A 7,674-nucleotide genomic window follows, 5' to 3' on the forward strand; every position below is an offset into this window, starting at 1 on the left:
CGCCGTACTGGTTTAAAGTTAATCCACTATAACGGGCAAACAAAGCATCATGTTATTGAAATCCGCCATACAAAAAGGTCGTCTGAAACATTTTTCAGACGACCTTTTGACAAACAGGGAATGCGGATTATGCGTTGCCTTCTTGTTGTTGCTGGTACATGGCTTCGAAGTTGATCGGAGCGAGCAGTACGGGCGGGAAGCCGGCGCGGGTTACGCTGGTGGAAATGGCTTCGCGAGCGTAAGGGAAGAGGATGTTCGGGCATGCTACGCCTAAGAGCAGTTGAACGTCTTCTTCAGGGATGTTTTCCAGACGGAAGATGCCGCTTTGGGTTACTTCGTTGAGGAACATGGTGCGTTCAGCGTTGAGTTTGGCGGTTACGGTAACGGTTACGTCAACATTGTAGTAGCCGTCTTCCAGCTTCTCGCTGTTGGTGGAAACGCGCATATCGACTTCAGGCTCGCCTTGTTCTAAGAAGATTTGGGGGGCGTTGGGCACTTCCAAAGACAGGTCTTTGACGAACAGACGCTCGATGCTGAATACGGGTTGCAATTCTTCGCTCATTTTGTTTTCCTAGTTGGGTTTAAAGTTACGGGTTTAATAAAGAATCCAGCCTGCCTTCGCGGTGCAGGCCGTACAAATCGGTGAAACCGCCGACGTGGGTATCGCCGATGAAAATTTGGGGTATGCTGCGCTGCCCTGAAAGCTGCTGCATTTCGGCAAAGGCTTCGGGGCTGCGGTCAACGCGGATTTCGTTGATTTCGGCGATGCCCAGCGAATGCAGCAGCTTTTTAGCCATGGTGCAGTAGGGGCAGAACGCGCCTGTGTACATCGTAACGGTTTGCATGATTGTTTTCAGAGTTCTAACGGGGTTCACTATATGGGCATATGGTTTATTTTACAATACTTGAAATCGGCTATTTTGCCTGAATCTTTGTTTTCGGGGCGTAAGGGCTGCCTGCCGCCCATGTGCCAAAACGCCGTTTTTAAAGTATGATAAACGGCAATCCGAACCGCTTTTGCCATTTATAGTGGATTAAATTTAAATCAGGACAAGGCCGACGAAGCCGCACAGTACAGACAGTACAGAACCGATTCACTTTGGTGCTTCAGCACCTTAGAGGAATCGTTCTCTTTGAACTAAGGCGAGGTAACGCCGTCGGTTTAAAGTTAAGCCACTATATTTTCCACAAAACCGACGGCAGGCGGATGGTAGATTAAATTTGAGTCAGAACAGCAACACAATCAGCCAATCATTTTTCAAGTTTGGGCAAAGCAAAACCGGACTGGTTCAAATTTAATCTACTATATTTCTTATTAAAAATCAGGAACTAAAACCATGCTTTCAGGAATTCCTATCCCGAAGGACGCTATCCGTCCGCCCGAAACCGTGCTCGTCAACATTACGCCGCAGGAAACGCGCGTGGCGGTGTTGGAAGAAAACAATATTTGCGAGCTGCACATCGAGCGCAACAGCGGCCACAGTCTGGTCGGCAATATTTATCTGGGCGTGGTGCGCCGCGTGTTGCCCGGCATGCAGAGTGCGTTCATCGACATCGGTTTGGAACGCGCCGCGTTTCTGCACATCGTCGATGTCCTCGAACAACGCCGCAATCCCGACGAAACCCAGCGCATCGAGCATATGCTGTTTGAAGGGCAGTCTGTTTTGGTGCAGGTCATCAAAGACCCGATTAACACCAAAGGCGCGCGCCTTTCCACTCAAATTTCGTTAGCCGGGCGTTTCCTCGTCCACCTTCCGCAGGAAGACCACATCGGCATTTCCCAGCGCATCGAAGACGATGCCGAACGCAACAGTCTGCGAGAACGCCTGACTAATCTATTGCCCGAAGACGCGTGTCACGGCTACATCATCCGCACCAACGCCGAAAACGCCACCGACGAGCAGCTTCAATCCGACATCCACTACCTGACCAAAGTGTGGGAACACATTCAAGAACAAGCGAAAATCCAGCCGCCGGAAACCCTGCTTTATCAGGATTTGCCGCTAAGCCTGCGCGTGTTGCGCGATATGTTCAGCCTCGACACGCAAAAAATCCTGGTCGATTCAACCGAAAACCACCGCCGCATGACCCGTTTTGCCGAGCAATACGTCCACGGCGCATTGGGCAGGATAGAGTTGTTCAAAGGCGAACGCCCGCTGTTTGAAACCCACAACGTCGAACAGGAAATCAGCCGCGCCCTGCAACCGCGCGTCAACCTCAACTTCGGCAGCTACCTGATTATCGAGTCCACCGAAGCCATGACCACGATAGACGTAAACACTGGCGGCTTCGTCGGCGCGCGCAACTTCGACGAAACCATCTTCCGCACCAACCTCGAAGCCTGCCACACCATCGCCCGCGAATTAAGGCTGCGCAACCTCGGCGGCATCATCATCATCGACTTCATCGACATGGCGCAGGAAGCCCACCGCGAAGCCGTGCTGCAAGAGCTTGCCAAAGCCCTCGCCTTCGACCGCACCCGCGTTACCCTCAACGGTTTCACCAGCCTGGGTTTGGTCGAGCTGACACGCAAACGTTCGCGCGAAAACCTCAGCCAAATCCTCTGCGAACCTTGTCCGTCCTGCCAAGGCAGGGGTCGTCTGAAAACGCCGCAGACCATCTGCTACGAAATCCAGCGCGAAATCGTCCGCGAAGCCCGCCGTTACGACGTGCAGTCCTTCCGCATCCTCGCCGCGCCCAACGTCATCGACCTCTTCCTAGACGAAGAGTCGCAATCGCTGGCGATGCTCATCGACTTTATCGGCAAACCGATTTCACTGGCAGTCGAAACCGCCTACACGCAGGAACAATACGATATTGTGTTGCTGTAAAGACAAAAGGTCGTCTGAAAACAGAATCGGGTTTTCAGACGACCTTTTGGCAAGATTGGCAAACCATTCAAGTGCAGTATTCCTTTAGAAAAAAATATCCAACATACCAAGCATAACCGACGCCCAAGGAACCCGATAAAGTACGGAAAAAACAACAAAAAGGTCGTCTGAAAACCAGCTACCCCTTTCAGACGACCTCCCGCTAAACCCTTCCTAATTTTCCCCTGCTATCCTCCCATTAATTAAGGAGAACACCATGCGCGTATTGCTTGCAGAAGACGACAACATGATTGCCCAAGCCGTAGCCGCCAACCTCAAAGACAGCGGCTACGCTGTCGATTGGGTCAAAAACGGCAGCCAAGTTTCTACCGCCCTTCAGGCGCAGAACTACGACTTGCTGCTGCTCGACCTCGGACTGCCCGGCAAAGACGGGCTGGACGTCCTCACCCAAATCCGACACGAAGGCAGCCAAACCCCCGTCCTCATCGTTACCGCCCGCGACGACCTCCACAGCCGCCTCAACGGACTGGACGGCGGCGCCGACGACTACATCGTCAAACCCTTCGACATGGCGGAGCTGCAAGCCCGTATGCGCGCCGTCCTGCGCCGCCACAGCGGCCACAGCCAAACCCTATTAACCAACGGCGCGCTCACCCTCAACCCCGCCACCTACCAAGTCGAAGTCAAAGGACAAGACAAACCCGTCCTCCTGAGCAACAAAGAATTTGCCGTCCTCCAAGCCCTGATGATGCGTCCCGGCATCATCCTCTCCCGCAGCGACCTTGAAGACAAAATCTACGGCTGGGGCGAAGAAGTCGAGAGCAACGCCGTCGATTTCCTCATCCACGCCCTACGCAAAAAGCTCGGCAAAGAACACATCCAAAACGTACGCGGCGTAGGCTGGCTGGTCGCCAAAGAGGTCGTCTGAAACCCCCAATCCGCGCATCCATGCCCGCCCATGCCATAATCAATAACAAAACCTAAAACAGCCTCACCAAACACACTATGCATCACTTCATCCAGACCCTCAAACAATCCCTGCAAGTCCGTATCAGCATCGCCCTGATACTGATGTTCCTGCCTTTGTCCATCATCGCAGGCGCATTCTCCTATTACCAAACCTACCATGAAGCCGAAGAGCTTCAGGACGACCTGTTGCGCCAAACCGCCGCCTATATCAACCCCAAAACCACCGACTACACACAAATAGGCAGCGAAAACCACATCCTCATCCAAACCTTCGGACAAGAAGACACCGTCCCCCTGTCCGACACACTCGGCGAAGGATTCCACACCATCAAAGGCAGCGTTGATGACGACGATGACGATGATGACGACGACGAATACCGCGCCTACATCCGCCAAACCCCGCAAGGCAAAATCGCCGTACTCCAAGAAACCGAATACCGCGACGACCTCGCCGCCACCGCCGCCTACCAAAGCGTCCTCCCGCTGCTCATCGCCCTGCCCCTCATGATCCTGCTGACCGTATGGATCACCTACCGCGCCATGCGTCCCGTTAAAACCCTTTCTGCCTCCCTCGGCCAACGCCGTTCAGACGACCTCTCGCCGCTGGACGGAGAAGGCGTGCCCAGCGAAATACAAGGCTTCGTTACCGCCATCAACCAACTGCTGCAACGAACAGGCGAAAACATCCGCCGCCAGCAACGCTTCATCGCCGATGCCGCCCACGAACTGCGCAGCCCACTGACCGCCCTCTCCCTTCAGGCAGAACGGCTCACCAAGCTGCCCCAATCGGACGAAGCCCGCGAACAGACCGGACTCATCCTCCAAAGCATACAGCGCAACCGCCACCTGCTCGAGCAGCTCCTGACCCACGCCCGCGCCCAAGGCTCCGAAACCCAACGCAACCTGACCGACATCAGCCTGCAAGCCCAGTTCCGCCGCGTGCTGCAAGAACTCATGCCCCTTGCCCTTAACAAACAGCAAGACATCGGCGTCGCCGTCGAAAACGACATCCGCATCCGTGCCGACGACACCGAAATCTACACCCTCATCAAAACCTTCACCGATAACGCCATCCGCTACACCCCCGCAGGCGGCCGCATCGACATAGGTTTCAGCGAGACCCCGACCACCCTCACCATCTGGGTGGAAGACGACGGCCCCGGCATCCCCGCCGCCGAACGCAGCCGCGTAACCGACGCGTTCTACCGCATACTCGGCACGGAACAACAAGGCACCGGACTCGGACTCTCCATCGCCGACGCCATCGCCAAACGCTACGGCGGCAAACTCATCCTCGCCGACAGCCGCAACTTCGCCCACGGTCTGCTGATACAGGCGGAACTCAACAAACAGCTTCTCCGGGCAGACTAAGCAAAACAGAAGGTCGTCTGAAACCTGATTTTTGGGTTTCAGACGACCTTTTTTCATGAAAAACACCCTCGCCCTTCATCACATCATCCGCATCACATTTCCTAAAACGCGTTTCCAACATCCACAAACCAGCCGCCCTCATCAAACACGCACACCGCACCAAACATCAAAAATATCGCCCCCCTTCAAAAATCCGATTTCCATCCAGTTCGGTCATAGAGCTTCAACCCATACCACCCGTCAAAATATGATTAACATTATTTTAATAAATTATATTTTGCAAATCATTATCAATTAATATTAGAATACGCACTCTCAAATTAACGTAACCCATCAAAAACCATCGAGAGGAAGAATATGAAATCCCCCCATTCCCCCGCCTTCCGTTTCAGCATCATGGTGCTGGCGCTGTCTTCAGGCTTTGCCCATGCTGAAAATATAAAGCCCGAAGCGACAGCCGAACTGAAAGAAGTCGTCGTTACCGGTACTGCCGTACCGACCCGCGTTACGCGCAATCAGCTTGACCGCGAAACTTCGACCGATTTGAAACAAGTCATGAAAGACCAAATCGGCATGGATGTCGGCGGCGGCAACGGCGTGGCGCAGTTTTACAGTATCCGCGGCGTCGGCGAAGACAAGATTAATCTGGAAGTGGACGGCACCAGCCAATCCACTAAAATCTTCCACCACCAAAGCCGCTTCCAGCTTGACCCCGCTTTGGTGAAAAGCATCAACGTCGAAAAAGGCACAGGCGCAGCGAGCGCGGGTTTGGGCTCGGTAGGCGGCACCATCCGCGTAACGACGGTTGACGCGAAAGACCTGCTGACCGACGGCAAACCTTTCGGTTTCAAACTCGGCGCGGGCTTGAGCAGCAATAAAGGCTCAACCGGCAATGCGGCGGTTTACGGCTATCAAAACGGCTTCGATGCCCTGTTTGCAGGCAACTTCCTCAACAACCGCGACTACAAAGACGGCAACGGCAATGTCAACCGCGGCAGTCGTCTGAAACAGCACAGCTACCTCGCCAAAATCGGCTACGACTTCAACGACGACCACGGCATCCGCCTGACCTACCGTCAGGAATACCAAAAAGGCAACCGTACCGACAAAGCCGAGTTCCAAAACGTTGACAGCTACATCGGCGTGGACGGCACTTATCAAAAAGAGCAGACCTACAATCTGGAATACCGCGGCCGCAACGTCGGCTTCCTCGACAAAATCGACGCCAACGTCTTCCAAATTAACACCGACGACACCAAGCCGCCTAAAGGCGCACCTTCCCCGAAAGCTCAAGCTTCCGGCACGGCGCAAGGCGGCGTTCCCATCGGCAAGCTTGAGTTAAGCAAAATCAAAGCGACCGGCGCCAACCTGAACCTCGCCAGCTCCTTCGGCGACGGACACATGGTGAAATACGGCGTCAACTACCGCCACGAAACCTCCGAGCCGTCCGACAAAGGCGCGTGGCTGAAGATTCTCGGCCTGTATGACCGCGACAAAGAGAAAAAAGCCGAATACGGCGTGTACGCGGAAGGTATTTGGAACCTGAACCCCGTTACCCTGACCACCGGCCTGCGTTACGACCATTTCAAATACAACGCCGCCAGCAAACAAAGCGCGTCGCACGGACAGCTCAACCCCAGCATCGGCGCGATTTGGGACATCAACGACAACTTCTCGCTCTTGGCAAACCTCAATCAGGCAAGCCGTGCGCCCCGCCTGAACGAAGCCCTGTTGGCTAACGAACGCGCAGGCGCCGCCGCCGATTTGGACAGCAACCTCAAAGCCGAAACCGCCCGCCGTGCCGAATTGGGCTTCAAATGGCGCAACGACAATTTCAACGTCAGCGGCAGCGTGTTCCACCAACGCATCAAAGACCTCATCGTCTATCGTTGGGCAAAAATCAACAACAACACCGCCTCCATCACCGAACGCGGCAAGATTTACAACGGCGGCACGCTCAAAACCTACGGCTACGAACTTGACGCATCCTACCGCTGGGGCGGCCTGACCGCGCGCGCCGGCGTGTCCTACGTCAAACCTCGTCTGAACGGCGAAATGTACTACGGCGAAAGCCCGATTCAAGCGGAAGACCACGAAAGCTCGTTCACCTTCTGGAACACCGGCCGCCAATGGCTGACCGGCCTGTCTTATCAGTTTGAAAACCCCAAACTCGAAATCGGCTGGCGCGGCCGCTACGCCCAAAGCGTGAAATACACCGACGTCGCCCGCGGACAAGGCACGATACACGGCAAGAAATCAGGCTACGGCGTACACGACATTTACGCCAACTGGCAGCCGCTGAAAAAAGACAACCTGAACGTCAACTTCGCCGTCAACAACATCGGCAACAAGCAATACCGTTCGCACAGCCAACGCTTCCCCGACGGCAACGGTCGTACTCCCTTCTACGAGCGCGGTCGCGAGTTCGCCTTGGGCGTGAATTACCGCTTCTGATAGAAACGTTGACAAAAGGTCGTCTGAAACCTGATTTTTGGGTTTCAGA

7 protein-coding genes are annotated in these 7,674 nt (G+C 54.6%); 5 read left to right on the forward strand and 2 right to left on the reverse strand.

Translation table 11 applies throughout. The features are described 5' to 3' along the window. Positions 1-127 precede the first annotated feature (127 nt). Positions 128-562, reverse strand: a complete 435-nt coding sequence (gene secB / locus HMPREF2726_RS02500) for a protein-export chaperone SecB (RefSeq protein WP_003755109.1) — start codon at positions 560-562, stop codon at positions 128-130. A gap of 25 nt (positions 563-587) precedes the next feature. After that, complete coding sequence (gene grxC / locus HMPREF2726_RS02505; RefSeq protein WP_070602077.1) at positions 588-845, reverse strand: glutaredoxin 3; 258 nt, start codon at positions 843-845, stop codon at positions 588-590. Between the two features lie 492 nt (positions 846-1,337). Here grxC and rng point away from each other — a divergent pair, with 492 nt between their 5' ends. The 5 genes from rng to HMPREF2726_RS02530 all read left to right on the forward strand — a co-directional run bounded on the left by rng (position 1,338) and on the right by HMPREF2726_RS02530 (position 7,625). Next, positions 1,338-2,831, forward strand: a complete 1,494-nt coding sequence (rng, locus tag HMPREF2726_RS02510; RefSeq protein WP_070602078.1) for a ribonuclease G — start codon at positions 1,338-1,340, stop codon at positions 2,829-2,831. A 256-nt stretch (positions 2,832-3,087) separates the two neighbouring features. After that, a complete protein-coding gene (locus HMPREF2726_RS02515; RefSeq protein ID WP_009312268.1) occupies positions 3,088-3,759 on the forward strand; it encodes a response regulator in 672 nt (223 codons plus the stop codon). Positions 3,760-3,836: 77 nt separating this feature from the next. Beyond that, on the forward strand, positions 3,837-5,171 hold the full coding sequence (locus HMPREF2726_RS02520; RefSeq protein WP_070602079.1) for an ATP-binding protein: 1,335 nt from the start codon (positions 3,837-3,839) through the stop codon (positions 5,169-5,171). A 55-nt stretch (positions 5,172-5,226) separates the two neighbouring features. Next, the gene (locus tag HMPREF2726_RS02525) at positions 5,227-5,469 is read left to right on the forward strand and encodes a hypothetical protein (protein WP_070602080.1); all 243 of its coding nucleotides are present in this window, start codon (positions 5,227-5,229) and stop codon (positions 5,467-5,469) included. Positions 5,470-5,528: 59 nt separating this feature from the next. Beyond that, complete coding sequence (locus tag HMPREF2726_RS02530; RefSeq protein ID WP_070602081.1) at positions 5,529-7,625, forward strand: TonB-dependent receptor plug domain-containing protein; 2,097 nt, start codon at positions 5,529-5,531, stop codon at positions 7,623-7,625. Positions 7,626-7,674: the final 49 nt, after the last annotated feature.

This window comes from Neisseria sp. HMSC074B07 (assembly GCF_001810355.1).
GTDB lineage: Bacteria > Pseudomonadota > Gammaproteobacteria > Burkholderiales > Neisseriaceae > Neisseria.